Annotated in this window: 23 protein-coding genes and 3 pseudogenes; 18 read left to right on the top strand and 8 right to left on the bottom strand. The window is 70.2% G+C overall.

Annotated features, from left to right (window positions below):
• Positions 1 to 53: 53 nt before the first annotated feature.
• Positions 54 to 385 (top strand): annotated as a pseudogene (locus AC07DU_RS12830) (hypothetical protein).
• Between the two features lie 169 nt (positions 386 to 554).
• Here AC07DU_RS12830 and AC07DU_RS12825 read toward each other — a convergent pair.
• The gene (locus tag AC07DU_RS12825; RefSeq protein ID WP_360896934.1) at positions 555 to 800 is read right to left on the bottom strand and encodes a hypothetical protein; all 246 of its coding nucleotides are present in this window, start codon (positions 798 to 800) and stop codon (positions 555 to 557) included.
• A 299-nt stretch (positions 801 to 1,099) separates the two neighbouring features.
• On the opposite strand from AC07DU_RS12825, the gene AC07DU_RS12820 reads away from it, so the two are divergent.
• Positions 1,100 to 1,525, top strand: a complete 426-nt coding sequence (locus tag AC07DU_RS12820) for an STAS domain-containing protein (protein WP_479111209.1) — start codon at positions 1,100 to 1,102, stop codon at positions 1,523 to 1,525.
• A 40-nt stretch (positions 1,526 to 1,565) separates the two neighbouring features.
• On the opposite strand, the gene AC07DU_RS12815 is transcribed toward AC07DU_RS12820, so the two are convergent.
• Complete coding sequence (locus AC07DU_RS12815) at positions 1,566 to 1,937, bottom strand: hypothetical protein (protein WP_479033231.1); 372 nt, start codon at positions 1,935 to 1,937, stop codon at positions 1,566 to 1,568.
• A gap of 289 nt (positions 1,938 to 2,226) precedes the next feature.
• Here AC07DU_RS12815 and AC07DU_RS12810 point away from each other — a divergent pair, with 289 nt between their 5' ends.
• Positions 2,227 to 2,916 (top strand): Hsp20/alpha crystallin family protein, encoded by a 690-nt coding sequence (locus AC07DU_RS12810; protein WP_479111207.1) that lies wholly within the window; start codon positions 2,227 to 2,229, stop codon positions 2,914 to 2,916.
• Between the two features lie 68 nt (positions 2,917 to 2,984).
• Here the strand turns inward: AC07DU_RS12810 and AC07DU_RS12805 are convergent, their stop codons facing one another.
• Complete coding sequence (locus AC07DU_RS12805) at positions 2,985 to 3,137, bottom strand: hypothetical protein (RefSeq protein WP_479033228.1); 153 nt, start codon at positions 3,135 to 3,137, stop codon at positions 2,985 to 2,987.
• 180 nt (positions 3,138 to 3,317) lie between these two features.
• On the opposite strand from AC07DU_RS12805, the gene AC07DU_RS12800 reads away from it, so the two are divergent.
• Entirely contained in the window at positions 3,318 to 3,449 is a 132-nt protein-coding gene (locus AC07DU_RS12800; protein ID WP_479033713.1) for a hypothetical protein, read from the top strand.
• A gap of 1,276 nt (positions 3,450 to 4,725) precedes the next feature.
• Positions 4,726 to 4,941 (top strand): hypothetical protein, encoded by a 216-nt coding sequence (locus AC07DU_RS12795; RefSeq protein WP_479111205.1) that lies wholly within the window; start codon positions 4,726 to 4,728, stop codon positions 4,939 to 4,941.
• Positions 4,942 to 4,944: 3 nt separating this feature from the next.
• On the opposite strand, the gene AC07DU_RS12790 is transcribed toward AC07DU_RS12795, so the two are convergent.
• Positions 4,945 to 5,292, bottom strand: coding sequence for a VOC family protein (locus AC07DU_RS12790; RefSeq protein ID WP_479111203.1), 348 nt, complete (start codon positions 5,290 to 5,292; stop codon positions 4,945 to 4,947).
• A 133-nt stretch (positions 5,293 to 5,425) separates the two neighbouring features.
• Positions 5,426 to 5,749: pseudogene (locus AC07DU_RS12785) on the bottom strand (transposase); the annotation flags it as partial.
• Between the two features lie 225 nt (positions 5,750 to 5,974).
• On the opposite strand from AC07DU_RS12785, the gene AC07DU_RS12780 reads away from it, so the two are divergent.
• The gene (locus AC07DU_RS12780; RefSeq protein WP_351408166.1) at positions 5,975 to 6,379 is read left to right on the top strand and encodes a type II toxin-antitoxin system PemK/MazF family toxin; all 405 of its coding nucleotides are present in this window, start codon (positions 5,975 to 5,977) and stop codon (positions 6,377 to 6,379) included.
• A 547-nt stretch (positions 6,380 to 6,926) separates the two neighbouring features.
• On the opposite strand, the gene AC07DU_RS12775 is transcribed toward AC07DU_RS12780, so the two are convergent.
• Positions 6,927 to 7,505, bottom strand: coding sequence for a TetR/AcrR family transcriptional regulator (locus AC07DU_RS12775; protein ID WP_479111201.1), 579 nt, complete (start codon positions 7,503 to 7,505; stop codon positions 6,927 to 6,929).
• 81 nt (positions 7,506 to 7,586) lie between these two features.
• Here AC07DU_RS12775 and AC07DU_RS12770 point away from each other — a divergent pair, with 81 nt between their 5' ends.
• The 3 genes from AC07DU_RS12770 (at position 7,587) to AC07DU_RS12760 (ending at position 10,289) form a co-directional block, all read left to right on the top strand.
• Entirely contained in the window at positions 7,587 to 8,402 is an 816-nt protein-coding gene (locus tag AC07DU_RS12770; RefSeq protein WP_479111199.1) for an NAD(P)H-binding protein, read from the top strand.
• A gap of 63 nt (positions 8,403 to 8,465) precedes the next feature.
• Entirely contained in the window at positions 8,466 to 9,329 is an 864-nt protein-coding gene (locus tag AC07DU_RS12765) for a haloalkane dehalogenase (protein ID WP_479111197.1), read from the top strand.
• Positions 9,330 to 9,650: 321 nt separating this feature from the next.
• Positions 9,651 to 10,289: an SMI1/KNR4 family protein gene (locus AC07DU_RS12760; RefSeq protein WP_479111195.1), complete on the top strand. Its 639-nt coding sequence runs from the start codon at positions 9,651 to 9,653 to the stop codon at positions 10,287 to 10,289.
• On the opposite strand, the gene lepB is transcribed toward AC07DU_RS12760, so the two are convergent.
• Positions 10,290 to 10,940 (bottom strand): signal peptidase I, encoded by a 651-nt coding sequence (gene lepB / locus AC07DU_RS12755; protein ID WP_479111193.1) that lies wholly within the window; start codon positions 10,938 to 10,940, stop codon positions 10,290 to 10,292.
• Between the two features lie 162 nt (positions 10,941 to 11,102).
• Complete coding sequence (locus AC07DU_RS12750; RefSeq protein WP_479111191.1) at positions 11,103 to 12,104, bottom strand: ArsR/SmtB family transcription factor; 1,002 nt, start codon at positions 12,102 to 12,104, stop codon at positions 11,103 to 11,105.
• 61 nt (positions 12,105 to 12,165) lie between these two features.
• Between AC07DU_RS12750 and AC07DU_RS12745 the strand changes: the two genes are divergently transcribed.
• The 9 genes and pseudogenes from AC07DU_RS12745 to AC07DU_RS12705 all read left to right on the top strand — a co-directional run.
• Complete coding sequence (locus tag AC07DU_RS12745) at positions 12,166 to 13,362, top strand: MFS transporter (RefSeq protein ID WP_479111189.1); 1,197 nt, start codon at positions 12,166 to 12,168, stop codon at positions 13,360 to 13,362.
• Positions 13,363 to 14,168: 806 nt separating this feature from the next.
• Positions 14,169 to 16,190 carry an ATP-binding cassette domain-containing protein gene (locus tag AC07DU_RS12740; RefSeq protein WP_479111187.1) on the top strand — a complete coding sequence of 674 codons (2,022 nt, stop codon included), beginning with the start codon at positions 14,169 to 14,171 and terminating at the stop codon, positions 16,188 to 16,190.
• A gap of 82 nt (positions 16,191 to 16,272) precedes the next feature.
• Positions 16,273 to 17,229: an NUDIX hydrolase gene (locus tag AC07DU_RS12735; protein ID WP_479111185.1), complete on the top strand. Its 957-nt coding sequence runs from the start codon at positions 16,273 to 16,275 to the stop codon at positions 17,227 to 17,229.
• 464 nt (positions 17,230 to 17,693) lie between these two features.
• Complete coding sequence (locus AC07DU_RS12730) at positions 17,694 to 18,107, top strand: GFA family protein (protein ID WP_479111183.1); 414 nt, start codon at positions 17,694 to 17,696, stop codon at positions 18,105 to 18,107.
• A gap of 167 nt (positions 18,108 to 18,274) precedes the next feature.
• Positions 18,275 to 19,171: a VOC family protein gene (locus AC07DU_RS12725; protein WP_479111181.1), complete on the top strand. Its 897-nt coding sequence runs from the start codon at positions 18,275 to 18,277 to the stop codon at positions 19,169 to 19,171.
• A gap of 602 nt (positions 19,172 to 19,773) precedes the next feature.
• On the top strand, positions 19,774 to 20,037 hold the full coding sequence (locus AC07DU_RS12720; RefSeq protein WP_479111179.1) for a class I SAM-dependent methyltransferase: 264 nt from the start codon (positions 19,774 to 19,776) through the stop codon (positions 20,035 to 20,037).
• Positions 20,038 to 20,043: 6 nt separating this feature from the next.
• Entirely contained in the window at positions 20,044 to 20,262 is a 219-nt protein-coding gene (locus AC07DU_RS12715) for a hypothetical protein (RefSeq protein WP_479111177.1), read from the top strand.
• A 36-nt stretch (positions 20,263 to 20,298) separates the two neighbouring features.
• Entirely contained in the window at positions 20,299 to 21,096 is a 798-nt protein-coding gene (locus AC07DU_RS12710) for a class I SAM-dependent methyltransferase (RefSeq protein WP_479111175.1), read from the top strand.
• Between the two features lie 48 nt (positions 21,097 to 21,144).
• Positions 21,145 to 21,453: pseudogene (locus AC07DU_RS12705) on the top strand (NUDIX hydrolase); the annotation flags it as partial.
• Positions 21,454 to 21,719 lie beyond the last annotated feature (266 nt).

Here is a 21,719-nt window from a genome sequence, read left to right as displayed (position 1 = left end):
CGGCCGAACTGCGCGCCCACTTCCCCCCGGAGTCCCTCAACCGCGTCGATGACGTGGTCCTCTTCAAACCGCTGACACTGCCGGAGATCGAGCAGGTCGTGGACCTGCTGACCGAGGACCTGCGCCACCGGCTCGCCGACCGCCGCCTCGAACTGCTCCTGACCGAAGCCGCCCGCCGCCACATCGCGGCCGAAGGCTTCGACCGGTCTACGGAGCCCGGCCACTGCGCCGGTTCATCCAGCGCGAGGTGGAGACCCGTACCGGACGCGCCCTGCTCGCCGGTGATGTCGCCGACGGCTCCACCGTGACCCTGGACGTCGGCGACGATCACCTCACCGTCGCCTGGCAGCCCCCGGAAGCCGGACCCGGGCTCACCGGCTGGTGAGCTCGATGCGGTGGGACGTGCCGCTCGGCGCCCTGGGGATCCGCACGGTGAGCACGCCGTGGGACAGGTCGGCACTGATGTGGTCGGCGAAACACCTGCTCTTCCTGGCTTCTCGCCGCCCCCACCACGTGCCCAAACCCCCGTGGAGACGCAACGCACCGGACCGCGGTCAGACCGCCGCCGACTCCCTTCCGGCCTCGGCCGCAGGATCGGCGTCCTGCCCCACCATGCTGCGGAAGGCGGCCATGCAGCGGGCGCAGTAGCGCTCCGCCGTTCCTTCCGACATGAGCGCGGCGACCGTCGACGCTTGCGGTAGCACGTAGCCGCAGAGCGTGGTCGTGGTCTGCCGCTTGGCGAGGACGTGCCACAGCGTTTCAGATCGTTCGGGGGTGAACTCGGCGCGCATTTCGTACATGGGCCGTTCCCTTTCTGCCGTGGCGGCCGGATCAACCGGCCGTCCCTGACCATGAGAGCGCCCCTGCTCCAAAGAGGCCAACGGACGTAGGCCAACAGGGGGAAATCGGCCATCGCCAGGTTTGCCGGGGATTACCCCCGTCCGGTACCCGAATGGCGCCCTGAGCTGCCGCCCCTCAGGCGACGGGCCCGTCTCCGCCTTGGCGCGCCTCGTATTCAGGCCGCCTCCCGCACCGGCAGGATGACCCTGCCAGACGCATCAGCCCGGGGCAGGGCAACTGGCAGCCGGAGGACACCACCATGAAGACCACCTTCGAGACGGCGATCCAGCACACCGCACCTACGGTCATGGTCGCCGCCATCGGGGACCTGGACGCGGCCGCCGAACCGTCCCTCCGCCATGTGCCCGACGCCGTGCCGACGGGGACGACCGTCGCCTTGATCGACGTGCACGGGGTGCCGTTCATGGACTCGACCGGCCTGCTGCTCCTCCTCGACCTGCACCGGCGCCTGGAACTCGGCGGCCTGCGCGTCCTGGTCGTGGGGTGGCAGCCGCAGCCGCAGCGCCTCATGAGCCGCGTCGCCGGTCTCCCCCCAGACGACGACGGACCGTACGCCGTCCGGCACAGCACCCTTGTCGGTTTCCGCCGCCTGATCCAGCAGCGGGCCGAGCACCAGTGGACCGCCGCCGACCGGGCGGGGATTCCCCCGCTGCCCCTGCGGTAGTCGGACGAGGCGGCGCGGGGCCAGTGCAGGTCTGTGCGCATCAGCCCGAAAGGAGGCTGTCCGGGACGTGGGGTTCCAGGGCTCTCAGCGCCTTGTGGGGCTCGGGGTCCGAGACAGCCAGGCGACTGAAGGGAGCCGAAGGGCCGAGTTCCACGCACAGGACCGGCCCGTCGGCACGGACGACCACGAAGTCCTTCAGCTGTCCCACGTGCCGCACGCCGGCACATCGCCGCGCCGGGATCCGGGTTCCCCTGCCACAGGTGCCCCGCAGCGCACGCCACCAGTCGGGCTGGACGTACACACGGCGGAGCGCGGAGAGCGGGACCCGTACCCCGCGGGAGCGCGTGAGGAGCTTCTCCCACCACGACAGGCACACGACGATCTCGGCGCCCCGCACCACTATCCGTGCCATGGGAGGACTCCTTTCGCCGCCGCGGGCGTGACCCCGGACGGGCAGACGGCGTTGTTACCTTGCCGGAGCAGCGCACCTACCCGGGCTGTCCTGCTCCGGCTCCCTCCAGGTCCCGTACGCGCTGTCACCCCAAGGGTTCCAGCGGCCGTTGGAACCGGCAACCGATTGCTTCGGTGGCGCTGGTTTAGCCGACGACAGGGCGGACAGGGCCGAATACCGGGAGCAGGAAGCGGTCCTGGTGGCTGCTTCTCGTTCGACCTCCCGGTCGCATGACATGGAGGTGTCAACAATGGCGCTGCCCATTCGGCGCGGAGGCGGTCTTTCCGAGCGGCTGCGGCCGTCGTGGGACCCGTTCCGGGATTTCGAGAACATGTGGGGTGAGATGGGCCGGCTGCTGGAGCAGGCCGCTGCGCCGGCAGCCACCGTCGGCGGCGGCCAGTGGCTGCCGATGGCCGAGGAAGAAGAGACGGATGACGCGTACGTCGTGCCGATGGAGCTGCCCGGCGTACCCGGCGAGAACGTGAACATCGAAATAGACGACAACGAACTGAGTATCACCGGCGAGGTCTCCGAGGAGCACCGGGGCAAGGTCCTCTCCCGCAGGACCGGCAAGTTCTCCTACCGCACCAGCCTGCCGGGCACAGTCAACGCGGACGAGTGCGACGCTGACCTCAGTGAGGGACTACTCACGGTTCGTATTCCGAAGGCGTCCGAAAGCAGGCGGCACAAGATCGAGCTCAAGAGCAAGGGATCCAAGGGCATCGAGGGAACGCAGGGAAGCCAGGGAGCGCAGGGAATGCAGGGAATGCAGGGCGCCCAGGGAAGCGGGTCCGCTCAAGGCATGCAGACCGCGACCGAGACCCCTCAGAGCATGCGGGGCACTCAGGGGTTCCAGGAGCCCGGCCGCGCGGAGGGATCCCGCACGACTGAAGGAGAGCAGGGTTCGACGGGTCTGGGTCTTACGGGGGACATGGCGTAAGGAAACGGCCGCGCAAGAAAACTGGGCGCCGAGGGTGCGGATCGCGGAGGAATCCGGGTCAGGGCCCCTCAGGCGCCCGGCAGCGCGTCCGGCTCCCGGCCCTCTACCTGGTAGATCTTCGTCCAGGTACTGCCGCACTTGCAGCGGTAGGTCTCGACCAGTTCCCCGACAGCAGACACGTTCACGCCGTCCTTCACGCGGACGTGTATGTGTTGATCCATGACGGTACCTGCTGTTCTGTCGGCTGGTAATCCGCTCAGTCTGGGCGTACCAGGGACACGACGCAATGCCCTGTCCGATAGACGGACAACCGGCAGATATTGCCGCCAGGGGCACCTGCTTCAGGGATCAGGGAGCGCCGGGCGGCATGGGGACTGTTGCGGGTACCGGGTCCGGCGGTCGTGCCATTCGCACAGCAGGACAGCGGCGTCGTCGCCGAGCCGACCGTCATGGTGCCTGAGGACGGCTCGGACGAGGCGCCGCAGCGTTTCCGGGACGGGCAGGGCGTCGGCCTGTTGCCACGTACGACGTGACGTGCCACCGCAGTCGGACCGAGTACCGCCGAAGCTCACCCGAGAGCTGTCGGGACAGCAGCGATGCGACGTCCGTCCCGCGATGCTCGCAGCCCCGGCCACACCCGGAGGTCGAGGAAGTGTTGCAGCCATGGGCGGGCTGGTTAGGCTCCTCGGCTATGCAAATACTCAAGCGTGCTGCCGTAGTCCTGCTGGCACTCGCCGTGCCCGCAGCCTGCTGCGCAGGGGTGTGGGTAGCGGCGTCTACCATGATCGGCTGCTCGCAGCGCGATGCGCACCTTGCAGACGAACTGCAAGAGGATCCGATTCTGACTGCCGCGTGGCCCGGGTCCACACAGGTCGGTGATCCCTACAGCGGGTGCGACGAAGACGACGGCTTCGCGTACGCCGGCCGGACCTTTGACCACCCCGGAAGTCGCGACGACCTCATCGCCCACTACCGGGTCTCTCGATGTCCTTTCCCGACGCCTTCAACATCCCGGGTGAACCCCAGGCGAAACCGAGCGAGTACACCATCGAACTGACAGCCAGCCACGACGGCACCGCCTGGTGCTGACCGACACCGGACCAGCCGGTGACTTCACAGGCAGGAACCAGACAGGTACCCGACCAAGGGCGGCGGACCAGGACGCCCCAATGGACCCGTTCAGCGATCAATGCTGACGACGCCCCCCACCCACCTCCCCTTCGTCGCGGCGCCCATGATGCCGGGCCGCCGTGGCCGCCGCCGACATCGAACCGCTCCGGGCACTCACGGGGGTTGAGCCGAGGATGGCCCGCCGGTCCTGAGTCGCACGCCTACGCCGTCTTCAGCCTCCCCGCTCCTGCCGTCCCTGCCTCGCAACTACGCCAACCACGGCGTCCAGCCGGTTACGACTTGGTCCGCGATTGAGGTCTGGGCATGCTGGCCTGGCGGGTCGGCTGGTGGTTGATCGGCAGGCGGCCCGCCGGGCGAGCACGCTATCGGTGCTCGGCTTGCGGCGGGTCCGGTCGGCGAGCCGAACGGTCCGAAACCAATGAAGCGATCGCCTGGTGGGTCGCGGCTTATGGGCCCGGGTGTACAACCTGTTCCGCCGCTGGCAGCCGGAGGGGCACTTGGCAGCCCATCTTCGCCGGACCCCAGGCCCAGGCGTAGACCGACGTGAAGCAGCTGATCACCTGGACGTCACGTCAACTCCACGGCCTGTCGGGCTCATTAGCACGCCGCCAGAGCGCGGAAAAAGGGGACTAGGACACTCGCGCGGCCGCCCTGGCCATCGAGCAGGGCCAGGAGCCCATGTCGATGATGATCGCTGCCGGACAGCACGGTGGCTCCCCTCAGTGCGAGCCCGAGCTGAAGAAGATCCGGGTGCGTCGTATCGGTCCCGGCAGGCCGCGCACCCGGCCCGACGGGGTGCAGGCCGACAAGGCGTACGCCTCCCGCAAGAAACGGGCTCCCACGGCGGCCGTCCGCCAGCACTCGGCAAGATCGACTGTCGCGCGGCCGGAATGAGTGTCAGCGGTGGCCCAGCACGTTGACCCCCCGGCCGTTGGGGTCACGGACGAAGAACCGGCGCACGCCCCATTCCTCGTCCTGCAACGGGTGCACGATCTCCGCGCCGCTCGCCTGCATGACCTCGTAGGCCGCGTCCACATCGTCCACCTCGACACTCATGTCGGGTGTGACTGGTGCGGTCTTGTCGCTGGCCATGAAACTGACCTGCGCCGCCGGGCTGGACGGGGAGCCGAGCGTCATGATCCAGCCGTGATTCATGACCTCCTCGAACCCGAGCAGGCCGTAGAACTCCCGGCTCTCCTGCACAGCCTCCGACTGGACATTGGGTACGACACGGCGAATGGCCATCAACAGCTCCAAGTGAAGAGGCATGTCCTGAGGTCTCCAGGAGTACTACGCCACACCTGTCGCCACACGCACTTTCGATACACGCCCAACTAGGTCGCTTCGTTTGGATCAAGATGCCGTGAGTCATCACGAGCGTTCTGGAACGCGGGACGTACAGTTCCCGGTCCACTGCCGCGTGCTGGGCATTTTTGATCCTGCCCGCGGTATCGGTGTACTGGCGCTGGACGCCCGTGCCGGTGCCCTTCTTCACGTCCCCGGTCTCGTCGACCACCACTACCGCCTGGTCGTCGTGCAGGTGGTCGACCACGTAGTCACCCACATCGTCGCGGACCCGGTCGGCGTCCCACTTGGCCCGGCCGAGCAGGTGCTGCATGCCGTCCGGGGTCCTCTCCCCGGCCCATTCGGCGATGGTCCAGCAGTTCTTGCGCGGCAGATCCGACAGCAGTCCGAGCACCAACTTCTAGACCCGGCACCGGGCTTCGACCCCTGTGAACCGTCCCGCTATCCGGCTCATCAGGCCCTCGAACGCCTCCTGCCAGCGGGCAGGGTCTACGCTGTGACCTGTGGCCACCGCGTGATCGTTTGTCTTCACACACCGATGATCAACGGGTCGCCGCACCCGTTTCCACAGCGCGTCGGGGTCGCGCAGCGTCCGCCCGCCGTTCCTGTGTCAGGAGGACATGTGCAACGTGGCGAAGTCTGGTGGGTGGAGTTCGACGAGCGGCGGCCCGTCGTGCTGCTGTCGGGAGACGACGCCTCCGGGATCCGGGTGATGCAGGTCGTCGCTCGGGCGGGTGTCGACATCACCGGTCTGGGCGTCGAAGTGGCAGTAGGCGCCGTGGAAGGACTGCCCTTTGAAGGCGTGCTGCGGTTCGCGTTGCCACGTCCGGGCTTTACCCCTTGCACGTGGCTGACCACCGTGTCCCGGGACGACCTGATCGAGCGAGCGGGCGTTCTGTCCTCCGCGAAACTCAGCGAGATTGAGAACGCCCTCCGTCTCGGTGAGCAGGCGAAGGAGTGGACCCCGGCGACGACCGCGAAGCTCAGCGAGATAAGGAACGCCCTCCGTCTCGGTGGACTCGGGTAGGCGGAGAAGGAACGGACGCCCGCGACGGCGTGGTCGGTCTCGTCCAGATGATCGACGCTGCCAGCTGCCTCCTCGGCGCCCCTCACGATCGAGATCACGAACTACGGCTGGAGTACTAGGTATCGGGGGCATAGTGGGTGGCCCCCCTTCGACGAGGGCGCATACCCCAGCCTGCGGGCCAAGCTGATCTCTCCGGGGCTCGACGGCCGGATCGAGCCGGTTAACGCGCCTGCGCTCCTCCACGACGGCGTCGGGCGCTACCTGCTCCACCTTCGTGATGACATCTCGGGCATCTGGGAATCCGGGCCTGGCCCTGCCGGGCGGCGGCGAAGACGGAGACGTCCGGGTGCCCGGCCGCCGCCCCTCCCCCATCGCCACCGCCCCTCCCCCAGCCATCGCTATCGCCTTCACCCGGGCCGGATCCACAACGCGCCGCCGCACGCCGGGGGCGCCGGTTCGGCCGTTCACGCCGCCACCGGCTACGGCGATACCCGCACGCCCAGGTCCCCAGGACCACTGCCCCGCGCCTCCGGCCGACGGCGCCGCATCAGGTGAGCGAGTCGATCCACCGTTCCAGGCGGCACCCTTCGGCCGTCATCAGGTCGGGGTCGCGGAACGTATTGGTGAGGAGGGAGATCCCTTGGTACGCGGCGACCAGGGCGACCGCGAGCTCGCCCGAGTCCTCGCGACCCATGGCCCGGAACTGTTCTGCGGCCCAGTCGATGAGGTGCTGCATCACCTTGGCCACCGCCGTGTCGAGGCCGTCGGCCCGCTTGTCGAGTTCCGAGGCGAGGCTCCCGGTGGGGCAGCCGTACCGGGCGGTGACGTCGCGTTGCTCCACCCAGTCCCGCAGAAGAGCCTTCAGCCTCTCCTGCGGGGTGGGCAGTGCGTCGAGCGCGTCGATCGCGGCCCGCAGCCCCTGCATGTGGGCGTCGATCGCCGCCTCGACCAGCTCGTTCTTGGTCTTGAAGTAGTAGTACACGTTGCCGACCGGGACGTCCGCCGCGCGGGCGATGTCGGCGAGCGTGGTCTGTTCGACGCCCTTCTCGTGCAGCACCTGCGCCGCCGCGGCCGCCAGCCGTTCCCGCTTGCCCGATGAGCGACGGACATTCTTTGAGTGAGTCACCTGACTAACTGTAGACGCCTGACGCGATGCGGGCTACGATCCCGTTTTAAGTCAGCCAACTAACTTACACAGGGAGTCTTCATGTTCGTTGTCACGGGTGCCACCGGAAACGTCGGCCGGGTGCTGGTCCGGATCCTCGCCGAGGACGGCGAGCAGGTGACCGCCGTCTCCCGTCACGCAGAGGAACGCCCCGACGGCGTACGGCACTTCGCCGCCGACCTGGCCGACCCGCAGAGCCTGCGCCCCGCACTCGACGGCGCCCGGGCGCTGTTCCTGCTGGTGGCCGGCGAGGACCCGCAGGGCATCCTCGACCTCGCCAGGACAGCCGGAGTACGGCGGGTGGTCCTGCTCTCCTCGCAAGGGGCTGGCACACGGCCGGAGGTCTACCGGCACCACGTGGCCTTCGAAGAGGCCGTGCGCCAGTCGGGGCTCGACTGGACGATCCTGCGGTCCGGTGGCCTGAACTCCAACACCTTCGCCTGGGCCGGAACGATCCGCGCGAACCGTACGGCTGCCGCGCCGTTCGGCGACGTAGGACTACCCACCGTCGACCCGGCGGACGTCGCCGAGGTCGCGGCTGCGGTTCTGCGCGGGACCGGCCACGCGGGCAGCACGTATGACCTCACCGGACCCGCCCCCGTGACACCGCGTCAACGGGCCACCGTGATCGGCGAGGCCCTGGGTACGCCGGTGCGGTTCGTCGAGCAGTCCCGCGAAGAGGCCCGCGCGCAGATGCTGGCCTTCATGCCCGAACCGGTGGTGGAGGGCACCCTCGCCATCCTCGGCGAGCCGCTGCCCGCCGAGCAGCGGCCCAGCCCCGCTGTCGAGCACCTCCTCGGCCGGGCGCCGCGCACCTTCGCGGACTGGGCCGCACGCACCGCGCCCGCTTTCCGCTGACCTCCCAGCACCGAGCACTGAGTACCAAGCCCCCGGAACCACGCCCCGCCAGGAGCAACGACCTTGCCCGTTCAGCCCGTTCTCGACTCCACCATGTACCACCGCGAACTCGGCGCCGGTGCGCCGATGGTCTTCCTGCACGGCAACCCCACCTCCTCCCATCTGTGGCGCAACGTCCTGCCCACCGTCGGCGCACCGGGCCGGCTGCTGGCCCCGGACCTGATCGGAATGGGGGTCTCGGGCAAGCCCGACATCCGCTACACCTTCGCCGACCAAGCCCGTTACCTGGACGCCTGGTTCGATGCGCTCGGCCTCGACGACGTGGTGCTGGTCGGGCATGACTGGGGCGGTGCCCTTGCCTTCGACTGGGCCGCCCGGCACCCCGGGCGCGTGCGGGGCGTCGCGTTCACCGAGACCATCGTCAAGCCCATGACCTGGGAGGAGTTCCCCGAGGGCGGTCGTCCGATGTTCCGGGCGATCAAGACGCCTCAGATTGGCGAGGCCATGATCCTCGATGACAACACCTTCATCGAGCAGGCCCTGCCCGGGACCGTCGCCACCCCGCTCGACCCGGCCGACCTGGACGTCTACCGGCGCCCGTTCCCCACCAGGGAGAGCCGCCGCCCGCTGTTGCAGTGGCCACGCTCGATGCCACTGGGAGGCGAACCCACCGACGTCGTCGCCCGGATCCAGGACTACGACAAGTGGCTGGCCACCAGTACGGACGTACCCAAACTGCTGCTCACCTTCGCGGCCGGGCCCGGCACCATGATGGGCCCGGAGATAGTCGACTGGTGCGCGCGCAACATCGCCGGTCTCGAGATCGAGCACCACGACGCGGTCGCCGGTCACCACACCCCCGAGGACCAGCCCCTCACGATCGCCGCCGCCCTCACCGCCTGGGCGGACCGGCACGCCCTTCACTGAGTACGGCCGCTCCCCCGGCCGCCGCCCGGCCGGGTGCCCGGCGATCATTGAGCCGCCGAGCACGGTGAGCCCCCGCGTCGGACGCCAAGCGAGGTCGCGCGGCCGCCGTCGTGTCGGTGCTGACCGTACGTCTGTGGGCCTGCCAGTAGCCGGCCGCGAACCGGCGGCTCGAGCCCCAATCGAGAGGACGATGAGTGCCACTGAGCGACAGTGCGGTCGGCCCGATGCCGCGGTGCGACGTCGGTGCGACTTCATGGTGTGACGTCGGTGTCAGACCACACAACTAAGGTGGGGACCACTGATCCAAGGGGGGGCTTCGTCATGGGTGTTCATCCCGACGTCGCGGGACTGCTCGACCTTGTGCCGGCAGACCTCGCAGGCGGCGAGCAGATCGACTGGGCTGCGGCAGAAGCGGCGCTGGGCGCCAAGCTGCCCAGTGACTACAAGGCTCTGCTGGACACGTACGGCGTGGGCGATCTCGGAGACCTCGTCATTCTGCCCCCGCTCCCGAGTGACGTGCGCGGGTGGGAAGGGTGTCACATCGGGGGCATGGCGGTCGGCCTGCGCCAGCTCTGGGAGGACGAGGGAGGAGTCCAGGACGTGACGCTGGGTGGCGATGCCATCCTGCCCTGGGGTTCTGGAATGAACGCCAACGAGATGGGTTGGCTCATGAACGGCCCAGATCCGGACAGGTGGCCCGTCATAGCCTGGCGCCGGCACCATTCGTGGGGCGAGGCGCCATGGGCGTTGTTCGACTGCAACATGGTCCAGTTCATCACCCGCATGATGCTGGGCCAGTTCGAGGCGTGCCCACTCGGCGATGCGTCGCTGTGGAAGCGGACGGACACGTTCGTCAGCTGGCGAGAGCAACATCGACGGCTCAGGGCCGGGCTGGATCCCTCCACAGGGGAGCCAAACCCCTACGCCCACATGTACCCCATCACCGAGGACTGGCCCTGATCAGGACCGGACCGCCGCCGGCACGGACTCCCGCCGCCGCACCACACGTGCGGAAATCCCCAAACCCACCCCCACGGGCAGCAGGCATATCCCCGCGAACAGCGCCAAGCCGAGGCCCATGGACACCGTGCCCTCCTGGTCCTCTTCGACCCCCGTCACGGCCGATTCCGGCAGTGTGCCCCTGTTGCTGTCCTGATGGAAGCGCGAGTCGGCGGCGTTGCCGCGGTTGTCGCCCAGGATGAATACCCGGTCCTTCGGCACCTCGACGTCGAAGGGCACCCCACCGTCACCGGGAGCGCCGTTCACGTACGGCTCGCCGAGCGGCTGACCGTTCAGGGTCAGGGCCGCGTTCCCCAGGGCGTAGGAGATGCGGTCTCCACCCACCGCTACCACTCGTCCCAGGAGCAGGCCCTGCATCCCCCACTCGCCGGAATCGTAGACCACTACGTCTCCGCGCCGGACCTCGGCCGGATCCTTGCGCAGGACGATGAGATCCCCCGGCGCGAACGTGGGCCGCATGCTGTCGCCGGATTGATGCGTCGCGGTGAACGAGCTCAGCATGAACGCGATCGGTCCGCCGATCAGTGCGACGCCCAGCACCAGCAGGGCGATCGCCCAAATGCCCCTTCGACGTCCAGGTTTGCGTGCCATGAATCCATACCCCCTCCCACCCGTGCGTATGGCCAGAAGACTACGGTCTGGCCGAAACCACACGACACAGGGGCCCTGGCCGCCCCCACCGACGGCCGCCCCCACCGCCGGCCGCTCCCACCGCCGGCCGGCCACAGCTGGTCGACCTGGGCATGCCCGTCCTCACCCGGTGAATTGTGCTGCAACGAGGGTCTGGCCGGTCGGAGTGCGGAAGTAGAGGACCGAGCGGCCCGCGCGCCGGCGCTGGGCCAGACGGGCCTCGCGCAGGATGCGCAGGTGCCGGCCCACCGAGCCCAGGGGGAGGCCGGTGAGAGCCACGAGCTGGGTCGTGCTCTTCGGAGTGTCGAGCAGGGTGAGGAGTTCGGCCCGGGCGGGGCCGAGTAGAGCGGCCAGAGCCTGCGGCGGCGCGCGGAGGTCGTCGTCGGCCAGGACCCCCGAGCACGGGTAGACGACCGCGTGCCGCGGGGCGGAACGCGAGCGCCGGGGGTCGGCGGACGGGACGTCCCAACAAACCCAGCTCTGGCTCGGAGTGACCGGGACGAACATCAGCTGCCCGCGTGAAAGCTCCAGCGGTGGGCTGTCGCAAACGGTGATCTGCAGACGGTCGTCCCCGAGCCAGCGCATGCCCGGGCGCATCTCGTTCAGAGCGGTGGCCCAGCCGTGCAGCCCGAGCTGCGCGGTACGGGCGACGATGTCCGCCTCGATCATCCGAAGCCGGCGCGGCCAGGTGGGCTCGACGGCCTCCGTCCACACCCACTCCAACAGGTCCGCAGCCCGCTGGGCCAGGTCATCGCGGCGCAGGAGGGTCGGCAGCGAGCCGTTCAGTGACTCCTCGAGGTCGGTGCGAACGGCCGCAGGTTCACTGCTGCGGATCTGCTCCAACTCCTCGGCGAACGCGCGACCGCCGTCGCCCGAGGGGGTGGGAGTGAGGAAGGTTGCGTTCCACCGGCGCCCGAGCCCGGCCCTGATCAGGGTGGCTGTGACGCGGTCACCGGCAAGACGGTTCCGGTAGCCGGAGAGGTGAGCGGCGAGCCACCGGTGCTCACCGACGTGTGCGCCGCGGCCGCGATGCAGGGTCTTCAGGCCGGCGAGCACCTCGGCCAGCGGAGAGATGACGAAATGGCTCCCGGCAAGAGTGCCCGTATCGACTCGCCACCAGCCCATTGGTTTCGCCTCCCCGCGAAAATCTAACGACCGGGCTCGCATGCCGGAGAGGCTGCCCGACATGCGTTCGTATCGGAAGCTCTTTCGTACCGGCGAGTTCACCCCCCTCTTCCTCGCCTCGGCCGGGCAGACCATGGCCCAGACGGTGAGCGGGCTGGCCCTGAGCGTCCTGGTGTACCAGCAGACGGACTCGGCCCTGCTGTCCTCCCTGGCCATGTTCGGTACCGCGTTCGCCCAGGTCGTGGGGGCGGCCACCGTACTGTCCGGTGCGGATCGGCTGCCACCGCGCGCCGCCATGACGGTCCTCAGCCTCCTCTTCGGTGCGGGCACAGCCGTGCAGGCCGTTCCCGGGCTGCCGGTCTGGGCCGTGTTCGGGGTCCTCCTGGGGCTCGGCGTGGTCGGGTCGGTCAGCGGCGGGGTGAGGTACGGGCTGCTCAACGAGGTCCTGACCCGGGACGGCTACCTGTTGGGGCGCTCCGTCCTCAACATGTCGGCCGGGGTCGTCCAGATCTTCGGCTTCGCGCTCGGCGGCGCGCTGGTGACGGTGTTCTCGGCGCGCGGCACGCTGCTCCTGTCCGCCGGCCTGTACGTGCTGGCCGCTGTGGCGGCGGGCTGCGGTCTCAGCAGCCGGCCGCCCCGGGGCACGGGGAGGGCCTCGGTCGCCGAGAGCTGGCGCACCAACGCACGGCTCTGGTCGTCGGTGCCCCGGCGGTACGTCTACCTCGCGCTGTGGGTACCGAACGGACTGATCGTCGGGGTCGAGTCGCTGTACGTCCCGTACTCGCCCGATGACGCGGGCCTCCTCTTCGCCTTCGGGGCTGTGGGGATGCTCGTCGGGGACGTCGCCGCGGGCCGTTTCCTGCCGGCCCGGTGGCGAGAGCGGCTGACCGTACCGTTGTGCGTCCTGCTCGCCGCCCCCTACCTGCTCTTCTCCCTGAGCCCGGGGTTGCCCGTCGCCCTGGCGCTGGCCACCGTCGCCACGTTCGGGTACGCGGCGGGACTCCTGCTCCAGGAACGGCTGATGGCGCTGACGCCTGACGCCCTCAGCGGGCAGGCGCTGGGCCTCCACAGCTCCGGGATGCTCACCATGCAGGGGATCGGCGCGGCAGTGGCCGGGGCCGTGGCCGAGCTGACGTCACCGGCCACCGGGATCGTGGTGACGGCGGCGGCCTCGCTGGCCGCGACCTTGCTTCTCGCGCCAGGGCTACGCGGGGGCACTGCGGCGGGCGACGCCGCCACGGACTTGGCGGGCGTTTGATTGCCGGATGACCGTTGCCGGATGCCGGTTGCCGGTTGCCGGACACCGGATACCGCTTGCGGATGCCGGCTCAGGTCCGTGGTCCTGCCTCTCGGGCCGAGGCCGCGCCCCGCAGGACGTGGAGGGCGTCGGCGTGCAGGGTGGCCGGTTCGGCGACGAAAAGCACCGTCCGCCGACGGCTGGGCGGGGCGGACGACGGGCCGCGTGTGCTCGACTTCGGGATTGCCCGAGCCCTGACATCGTCTCGTCTCAGCTCTACCGGAGCAGCTTTCGGAACCCCTGGTTTCCTGCACGGGGCAGGCGCAGGGAGGCGAAGTCGGAAACGACCTCGCCGACGGCTCACGCACCCTCACTGCAGCGGGCCGGCGGGCTGGCTGACCCCCTATGCCAACATCCCGGCCCAGGCGCGGAAGACACTGCCCCCTGCATGCCCGCGCAAGGCCGCGGAACCGGGCGACCGCACCACAGCCGACAATCCCCCGGCCGGGTGAGTCCACCCTGTTCGAGCGAGTTTCAGCTCCGCCACCACAGGTACGCCAAGCCCACCCGAGCCGACGAGAACATTCGTTCACCCTTCGCCCCCGGATCGGCCGTGACGGACCCGATCGGCAGCCGTTCTTAGAGCACCAGTACCAGCCGTACGCCCGTCCGGAGGACCTCGTGAATCCGTCGCCGCCCCACCACGCAGCGCCTGCCGCAATCGAACAAGCCAAGGCCGCCCTCCGCCCCCGCCCGGCGCACGGGCGCCACGTTGACGCGCTCCCCACGCGCTCCGGTGCGTCACGACTGGCCACCGGGAGGTCCGCATGAGCGAGCACGAGAAGACCGGATCCGGATCTGGATCGGGCGCCGCGCGGGTGTCGGAGTCCGAGCGGCTCCTCTTCGGCGGCGAGCTCGCCTACGACATCGGCTGGGAGCGGCACGAGGGTGCCTGGCTGAAGCTCGGGCTGTGGACCATGGCCAAGCAACTGCCGCGCCTGGCCGGGACCGGCCTGCGGCTCGCGCACCTGGCCGACGGCCGGGCCCTGCGCATCGTCCTGGCCTCCGAGGCCGGCCGGGGCATCGCCCAGGCCGTGGGACTCGTCGCGGTCAACAGCGTGCTCGCCCACATCCTCGGCACCGGCAGCACCAACGCGCGGCTCACTCAGGCAGTGCCCGCGCTCGTCGTCGTGGCCGTCACCGCATTACTCGGGTCCTTGCTGCGGTCGGCGTCGACGGCCGCCACAGGGGCGCTGGAGCCGAAGGTGCAGCGGGTCGCGACCGAGCAGTACCTGGGGCTGGTGCACCGTACGGAGCTCGCAGCGATCGAGGACGACGAGTTCCACCGGCTCCTGGACGCGGCCCGGTACGGGGCCGACTCCGCCCGGCGCATGATCCGTTACTGCACCAACACCCTCAACTCCGCTGTCTCGCTCATCGCCGCGGCCGGTGTGCTGACCGTCCTGCACCCGGTACTGCTCCCGCTGCTGGTCCTGATGACCCTGCCCAGCGCCTGGAGTTCGCTGACGATCGCCAAGCAGCGGTACATCTCCTTCCACGCCTTCGTCCAGCACGCCCGCGCCGGGCATCTGCTCGGGCAGCTGCTGACCCAGAAGGAGGCGGCGGCGGAGGTCCGCGTCCACGGCGTCGGCCCGTTCCTGCTGGGCCACTTCCGGGCCATGGCCGAGACCGGCGAACGCGAGCAGACCCGGCTGGCCCGCCGCGCCGCGCGCATCGGCCTCATCGCCGACGGCGCCGGCGGTATCGCCACCCTCCTCGCCTACGGAGCGCTGGGCGCGCTGCTCTGGGGCGGGGCGATGGAACTCGCCGTCGCGGGCACGGCCGTCCTGGCCATCCGTACCGGCGCCGCGAGCCTGGACACCCTGGTGCTGCAGATCACCGACCTGCACCAGGAATCGCTGTTCGTCGCCGACTTCGAGCGGCTGTGCCGGGAGGCGAGGACCCGGGCCATCCCCGTGGGCAGGCTGCCGCTGCCCGAGCGGTTGCGGGAGGTCCGGTTCGAGGCGGTGACCTTCACCTACCCCGGCAGCGGCTCCGAGGAGCCATCACCCACGCTGCGCGACGTCAGCCTGGCGTTCCCCACGGGAAAGATCATCGCGCTGGTGGGTGAGAACGGCTCCGGCAAGTCCACCCTGGTCAAACTGCTCGCCGGCCTGTACCTGCCCGATGAGGGCAGCGGGACGATCTGGTGGGACGACGTCGACGCCGCCGCCGCGGACCGCGACCAGGTCTTCGGACGCGTCGCCCTGATGTCACAGGACTTCTACCAATGGCCGTTCACCTTCCGCGTCAACGTCGGCATCGGCCAGGCCGGCCAGGCCATCGACGACCCGGCGGTGGAGAGGGCCTCCGCTTTCTCCGGGGCCGACGAGGTCCTCGCGGACCTGCCCCGGGGGCTCGGCACCCTGCTGGCACGCGGCTACCGCGGCGGCCACCAGATCTCCGGCGGCCAGTGGCAGCGCATCGGCATCGCCCGCGCCAAGTACCGGCAAGCCGACATCCTGATCGTGGACGAGCCCACCAGCGCCCTCGACGCGATCGCCGAGCAACGCGTCTTCGACCAGATCCGGGCTCTCGCCGCGACCACCGGGCAGACCATCGTGCTCATCACCCACCGCCTGCACTCCGTACGTCACGCCGACCTGATCCACGTCCTCAAGGACGGCCGGGTCGCCGCGTCGGGGACCTTCGCCGAGCTGATGCACGCGAAGACAGGAACCGGGGACTTCCGCGACGCCTACCTGGTCCAGGCCTCAGCCTTCGACGCCTCCGTCCCGGGGCAGCCCACCGGTGACCACGACACACCGGCCGCAAGGGACCGTTCGTGAGCACGGGCGCCGTCCCACCTTCCGTCTGCCGCCGACCGCTCTACCGGCGCATCCGCCGCATCCCCACCTCAAGGAGCCTGTGATGACCGTGACCACGCCCGACGACCCCAGCGGAACCGCCGCGCTGCTGGTCGACTCCCGAGGCCGCTACCTGCTGCACCTGCGGGACGCCAACAAGAGGATCTGCGACCCGGGGACCTGGAGCATCCCGGGTGGTGGCCGCGAAGGAGCGGAGTCCTGCCGGGAAGCGGTGGAGCGCGAACTGCTGGAGGAGACCGGCCTGGTGGTCCCGCTGGAGGAGTTCACGGTGGTCGACAGCCGGGGCCCCGACGGGGTCAAGGGCCGTATCCGCGTGTACCTCGGATCCTGGGACGGCGACGCCGACAGCCTGCCGTGTCCCGAGGGCATCATGTTCCGGCACTTCGACGCCGGCACCATCCGGTATCTGACGATGTGCCCGTGGACGAAGGAGGTCATCGACCTCCACCACGCCCAGGTACATGCCCATCCCCATCCCCCTGCCCCTGCCCCTGCCCCTGCCCCTGCCCCTGCCCCTGCCCCCACCGTGGTCCCGGTACCGGTGCAAGCCCGTGCCGGAGGGCGGGCGCGCCTCAACGTCGTGGGCGTCCACCTCTATCTGGAGCAGGACGGCAGGGTACTCCTCGGCCTACGGCACCCCGACTCCGCATACGCGGGCTCCACCCACCACTTCCTCGCCGGCCACTGCGAGCAGGAGTCCGCCGTCGCCTGCCTGGTCCGCGAAGCGCAGGAGGAGGCCGGCATCGACGTGGATCCGGGCGACGTCGAGCTCGTGCACGTCGTTCACGTCGTGGATCATCCCGGCGGGCAGCCCCGCATGCAGCTCGTCTTCCGCGCCCGACGGTGGACCGGCACACCGCAGGTGCGCGAGCCGGACCGCTGCGTCTCCTGGGACTGGTGGCCCGCCGACGCCCTCCCCGACCGGATCGTCCCCTACACCCGCGCCGCGATCGACGGCATCCGGGCCGGCCGCACCTACACCGAACTCGGCTGGACCTGACCGTCTCCCCGCTCTGCCCGCCGTCCGGGGTCCCTCCGACCCCGACGTGAGGAGTCGTACGTGCCCGATTCCACCGTGCCGCCCGCCATGCCGTCTAGCCATTCCGAACCCCTCCTCGAGGAGAGAACGCAGACCGCCCGGGCGGCGATGATCGCCGGGCTGGAAGCCGCCGGCCACCTCCAACAGGGCCCGATCCCGACGCCTTCCTGGCATTACGCCGGGAGGAGATGCTCGGTCTGCTGTACGGCGGCCAGAGCGTGCTCATCCAGCACGACGGTGAGCCGATCCTGGGCCGGGTGCCGGGCCCGCGTTCGGACGGTTCGCTGTCGGCGATGTCGGCGATGTCGGCGATGTCGCAGGACGGCGGAACTCTCCTGGCCGCTCCCCTCAGCCCCGAAGCGGTAGGCGCCACACCCACCCCACGAGTTCCACCCCGACCACCACGCACCGAAGGAAGCGACCCCATGACCACTCCCCCTCCCACCGAGACTCCGCGGGCCGGCGGCTGCCAGTGCGGCACGATCCAGTTCACGGTTACCGGAAACCCCGACTACCCCCACACCTGCAGCTGCCCACACTGCCAGCGGCTGTCCGGGGCCCCGATGATGTCCTGGGTCTCCTTCCCCCTGGGCGGCCTGACCTGGAACGGCGGCAGCGAGCCGACGTGGCACTACACGTGGCCGGACTCCCGGCGCGGCTTCTGCCCGGCCTGCGGCAGCCAGCTGTGCGCGCTCGACGACGGTGCCACCAGCATCGCCGTCACCCTGACCGCGCTGGGCAACCCGCCCGACCTGATCCCGGTCCACCAGAGCTTCCGCGACACCGCCGTCCCGTGGCTGACCCAGGTCACCGACACCCGGCACCACCCCGACCGCTGAACACCGCGAGGCTCGGCCGATTGCTCGCGGCCCGCGCTTGGAGATCGGAGAGACGTGACCCCGTTCGACTCGGCTGACCACCCCTCCGCCCGCCCCCACCACGACGCGGTCCTGCACGAAGACGGCGTGTTCACCGCGCTGCTCGCTCACCGCCCCGGGACGCCGCGGTGAGCGGCGGGCACCGGCACACCGTGCCGGTCGACGTCCACCTCGTCCTGCGCCGCGAACGACAGCGGGAACGGCCCCGAGCTCCTGCTGTCACGCCGGGCCGCACGCGCCTCCTACCCGGCCCGCCGACCGGTGAGGTGGAGCCGCCGCAGCGGCTGCGCGTGTTCGCCGAGCAGACCATCGGCCGGATCGTGCACGCGACGGGGGTCTCCTTGGCGTGGCGTCGGGATGTGTGCGGGTTGTCGGGTGATGATGGCGCGGTGCGACTTGATCACGTGTCCTATGCGGTGGCCCGCGACAGCTTCGTCTCTACCGTCCAGTGGATCGGATCGGCCCTCGGCGCCGGGTTCGTCGACGGGGGCGTGCACCCGCGGTTCGGCACCCGCAATTTCATTCTCCCGCTGAGCGGCGGCACCTACGTCGAGGTCGTCACCACACTCGACCACCCCGCCGCCGACCGCGCCCCCTTCGGCCAGGCCGTCGCGCGCCGCGCCGCCGAGGGCGGCGGCTGGCTCGGTTGGGTGGTCTCCGTCGACGACATCACCCCGGTCGAGGGCCGCCTCGGCCGCACCTCGGCCGAGGGCCACCGAGTCCGCCCCGACGGGTACGACCTGAGGTGGAAGCAGATCGGCCTGCTGGAACTGCTGGACGACCCCCAACTTCCCTATTTCCTCCAGTGGTTGGTGCCCACCGAGGAGCGCCCGAGCGCCGACCCGCGCACCCCCACCACCATCCACGGGGTCTCCATCGCCGGCGACGCCGCCTCCATCGCCGAATTCCTCGGCGAACCGGCCGACCACCCCCTCGACCAGATCGACGTCACCTGGGTCGGGGACGAGGAACCGGGCCTCGTCTCGGTCGAGTTCGCCACCGCCCACGGCCCAGTCACGATCTGACCAGTGAGCTACTCGGGCGGCTAGGGTTTCTTGTCCGTGGTGGCCAGCGCGGGGGGGCGGGGCCGGCAGCCTGGCCGGGGCGCTCCTCGCCCCGCGCATCGCCTCCCGTATCGGCATCGGACCGACGATCATCATCGGCTTCGCTGTCAGCCCGCTGGCCCACATCCCCCTCCTGCTGGCCGGCACCGGCCTCGCCTGGCAGATCGCCCTCGCAGCGGCGCTGACCGCACAGTTGTTCTGGGCGACGGCCTCCGGGACGAGTCAGAGATCCCTGAGACAGACCTTGTGCGAGCCACGCTTCCAGGGCCGCATGCAGGCCGTGAGCACCACGCTCACCGCCGGTGCCCGACCCGTCGCCGCCGCGGTCGCCGGCGCTCTGGTCCTCCTCCTGGGCGTACGCGGCACCCTCGCCGTCGGCGCGATCCTCCAGGTCGTCCCGGTGGTCCTCCTGGTCCTCTCCCCGGTCCGCGCGCTGCGGGAGATGCCTTCCCCGCTCGCGCGGAACGCCGTGCCGCCCGTCCGTCCGGTCCGTCTGGTACTGGGAGGCGCTGTGGTCCGGGGGCCGGCGTTACCGGCGCCTGGACGGTACCGAAGCGCGCCTGATGGACGAGCGTCTCGGCGCCGGCCGCGGACGCCCGGCCCTCGACATCGGTTGCGGTGACGGCTCCCTGGCCCGCCATCTCCACCACGACCTCGGATACCGCACCACCGGCATCGACATCTCCCCCAGTGCCGTCGCGCTCGCCGCCTCCCATGACGCACGGCCCGGTTCGGGGCCGGCCTGGCAGTGCACCGATATCGCCACCGGTGATCTCACGGCCCTGCCGGATCCCGCGTACGCGGTCATCACCTGCCGTCTGGTGTAGCGGTGGATGGACGACAATGGGGCCTTCCTCAGCCGCGTCCGCCATCTCCTCGCACCCGGTGGGGTCTTCTGGGTGGTCACCGAGATCGCGGGCCGCCGCGAGGACACCGACCCCCTCCGCAGCCTCGGGATCAGTCCCGCCGAGACCGAACTCCTCACCTCCGGCTGGTCCAGCGTCCAGAGCGCCGACCTCGATGTGCTCCGTTGCTTCGCCCTACGCCCCTGACCCCCGCCCCGCTTCCTGAAGGAGGACTTGTCGACCATGGAGAAGGACACCGTCGCAATCTGGAACACCTACGGGACACACCAAATGGCCCGCGGGATCGAGCTGCCCGAACTGGAGAAGTGGCACTGGGGAATCGAGGGCGCCGGGCCCGGCATCGAGGTCCTCGGCGAGGTCTCGGGACTTCGGGTCCTCGACCTCGGCAACGGTCTCGGCCGGCACGCCGCCCGCCTGGCCGCCGCGGGCGCCGACGTCACCGCCGTGGACGCCTCCCCCGCACAGCACGAGCGCGCCCTCGCCCGATACCCGGAGACTCCGGGCCTGCACCTGGTCCGCGCTGACGCCGTGACCCACCTGCGGGACTCACGTCCGTACGACCTGATCTACTCCGTCTGCTCGGTCCCGTACCTGGACCCGGCCCGGCTCCTGCCCGCCCTCACGAACGCTCTTCGGCCCGGCGGGCGCCTGCTCTTCTCCGCGCTGCACACGAACTCCGCCGGGGTCGGCCCCGCTACCCGGGTGGCTGCGCGGCCTGAGATCCTGCGGCTGCCCGGCACCACCGAAGACCACCCCGTGAACATGTGGACGCTGACTCCGCAGCTGTGGGAGGACCTCCTCGGCGAACGCGGCCTCATCATGGAGTCGGTCACCGCGATCGACTCCCCGCAGCCGGACAGCACGGTCTCCTACCGGCTGTACTCGGCACGCCGCCCCGAGCGGGTACCGACCCGCCCACGCAGCAGCGCTCCACCCGCGCCGACGGCAGCGCTGGGGGTCGGCGTGATCGTCCACAGCCCGCAGGGCGTCCTGCTCGGGCTGCACCGCCGCGGAGCCTAGGAGCTCGCCGGCGGAACTGTGGAGCCAGGCTAAAGCCTTGCCGAGGCCGCTGTCCGTGAACTCCACGAGGAGGCCGGGATCGTGGCCGACCCCGATGCCGTGCAGGTGCTGGGCACACTCCTGGACCGGGTGGGCGACGTCGTCCGGATCACGGCCCCCGTCCTCGTCACCCACTGGACCGGCATCCCCCACCAGCGTGAGGAAGCCCTGAGGTCCTGGAGGTTCTGGCCCGCCGACGCACTGCCCCAGCCGCTCTTCGTGCCGAGCGCCCAGTGCCTGACGGCCTGGGACCCCACCCTCCCCCTCGACCACGCGCCCGCCCACTTCCAGCCCTACCAACAGCCCGGCCAGCCCTAGGTCCTGTCGTCACAGTCCCGCCTGGCCCGCGGTGTCCGGCACCGCACCGCGCCGCGTTGTCGGGGCGCCCGAGTACGTCCCGTACACGAGCGCCCCTCCGCCTTGCGATGCACGGCACCAGACACCGCGGGCCTGACCGGCGCCACTTTGACCACAGGACCTAGGTGTATGGATCACGAGCGTTGTTGACACTCGGCAGGTCTTGAACATGGCGAAGACCTCCGGTGTGGTGGGAGCTGTCTAGGAACTCACCGCACGGAGGCCTT

This window comes from Streptomyces sp. NPDC045695 (assembly GCF_056432025.1).
The sequence above is the reverse complement of the archived record's forward strand: the minus strand, read 5'-3'. Positions and strand labels throughout refer to the sequence as shown.

Excerpts from the sequence above, each read along its gene's own strand:
- AC07DU_RS12825 (WP_360896934.1), bottom strand. The coding sequence starts at position 800 with ATGTACGAAATGCGCGCCGAGTTCACCCCCGAACGATCTGAAACGCTG.
- AC07DU_RS12820 (WP_479111209.1), top strand. The coding sequence starts at position 1,100 with ATGAAGACCACCTTCGAGACGGCGATCCAGCACACCGCACCTACGGTC.
- AC07DU_RS12815 (WP_479033231.1), bottom strand. The coding sequence starts at position 1,937 with ATGGCACGGATAGTGGTGCGGGGCGCCGAGATCGTCGTGTGCCTGTCG.
- AC07DU_RS12810 (WP_479111207.1), top strand. The coding sequence starts at position 2,227 with ATGGCGCTGCCCATTCGGCGCGGAGGCGGTCTTTCCGAGCGGCTGCGG.
- AC07DU_RS12805 (WP_479033228.1), bottom strand. The coding sequence starts at position 3,137 with ATGGATCAACACATACACGTCCGCGTGAAGGACGGCGTGAACGTGTCT.
- AC07DU_RS12795 (WP_479111205.1), top strand. The coding sequence starts at position 4,726 with ATGTCGATGATGATCGCTGCCGGACAGCACGGTGGCTCCCCTCAGTGC.
- AC07DU_RS12790 (WP_479111203.1), bottom strand. The coding sequence starts at position 5,292 with ATGGCCATTCGCCGTGTCGTACCCAATGTCCAGTCGGAGGCTGTGCAG.
- AC07DU_RS12770 (WP_479111199.1), top strand. The coding sequence starts at position 7,587 with ATGTTCGTTGTCACGGGTGCCACCGGAAACGTCGGCCGGGTGCTGGTC.
- AC07DU_RS12760 (WP_479111195.1), top strand. The coding sequence starts at position 9,651 with ATGGGTGTTCATCCCGACGTCGCGGGACTGCTCGACCTTGTGCCGGCA.
- lepB (WP_479111193.1), bottom strand. The coding sequence starts at position 10,940 with ATGGCACGCAAACCTGGACGTCGAAGGGGCATTTGGGCGATCGCCCTG.
- AC07DU_RS12750 (WP_479111191.1), bottom strand. The coding sequence starts at position 12,104 with ATGGGCTGGTGGCGAGTCGATACGGGCACTCTTGCCGGGAGCCATTTC.
- AC07DU_RS12745 (WP_479111189.1), top strand. The coding sequence starts at position 12,166 with ATGCGTTCGTATCGGAAGCTCTTTCGTACCGGCGAGTTCACCCCCCTC.
- AC07DU_RS12740 (WP_479111187.1), top strand. The coding sequence starts at position 14,169 with ATGAGCGAGCACGAGAAGACCGGATCCGGATCTGGATCGGGCGCCGCG.
- AC07DU_RS12735 (WP_479111185.1), top strand. The coding sequence starts at position 16,273 with ATGACCGTGACCACGCCCGACGACCCCAGCGGAACCGCCGCGCTGCTG.
- AC07DU_RS12730 (WP_479111183.1), top strand. The coding sequence starts at position 17,694 with ATGACCACTCCCCCTCCCACCGAGACTCCGCGGGCCGGCGGCTGCCAG.
- AC07DU_RS12720 (WP_479111179.1), top strand. The coding sequence starts at position 19,774 with ATGGACGAGCGTCTCGGCGCCGGCCGCGGACGCCCGGCCCTCGACATC.
- AC07DU_RS12715 (WP_479111177.1), top strand. The coding sequence starts at position 20,044 with ATGGACGACAATGGGGCCTTCCTCAGCCGCGTCCGCCATCTCCTCGCA.
- AC07DU_RS12710 (WP_479111175.1), top strand. The coding sequence starts at position 20,299 with ATGGAGAAGGACACCGTCGCAATCTGGAACACCTACGGGACACACCAA.